Origin of the sequence: Halomonas sp. B23F22_20 (assembly GCF_043496985.1) — a bacterium.
Lineage (GTDB): Bacteria > Pseudomonadota > Gammaproteobacteria > Pseudomonadales > Halomonadaceae > Halomonas.
In genome coordinates this window covers 1-525 of record NZ_JBIEKH010000148.1, presented here as the reverse complement: position 1 = coordinate 525, position 525 = coordinate 1, and the positions used below count along the sequence as shown (strand labels likewise).

At 65.7% G+C, this 525-nt stretch carries 1 protein-coding gene; it reads left to right on the top strand.

Going from position 1 to position 525, the window contains the following annotated elements:
• Positions 1 to 521: DEAD/DEAH box helicase family protein (locus ACGTN6_RS21040; protein ID WP_444875046.1), on the top strand; the 521-nt coding region annotated here is incomplete at its 5' end.
• Positions 522 to 525 lie beyond the last annotated feature (4 nt).

Here is a 525-nt window from a genome sequence, read left to right as displayed (position 1 = left end):
GAACGGCTCCCCCCGTCTATGACGGGGCGCCGGACGCTCGACGGCAGGCTGTGATGGATGGCTTGAAGCGTCGACCGTTCCCTGCTCAAGCGGAGGCGGTGCAGGCGGTGTCGGCCCTTCTGCACGACCGGCACGAGCCTGCCGCCATCCTCAACGCTGAGATGGGCACGGGGAAGACCATCATGGCGATCGCCACCGCGGCGATCTGTCATGCCCAGGGCGACCGACGCTTCCTGGTGATCGCACCGCCACACCTGGTCTACAAGTGGCGTCGCGAGATCCTCGAGACCATCGATGATGCGCGTGTCTGGGTGCTGAACGGCCCGGACACCCTTGCGAAGCTGCTCAAGCTGCGTGAGGCGCTCGGAGTCGCTGATGATGGGCGACCCGAGTTCTTCATCATCGGTCGCGTGAGGATGCGAATGGGCTTCCATTGGCGCCCGGTGGCGCGACCTAGGCGAGTGCTGGGGAGCGCCCCGCTCGCGTCATGCACAGACTGTGGCCAAGTCGTTACGGACTAGATCG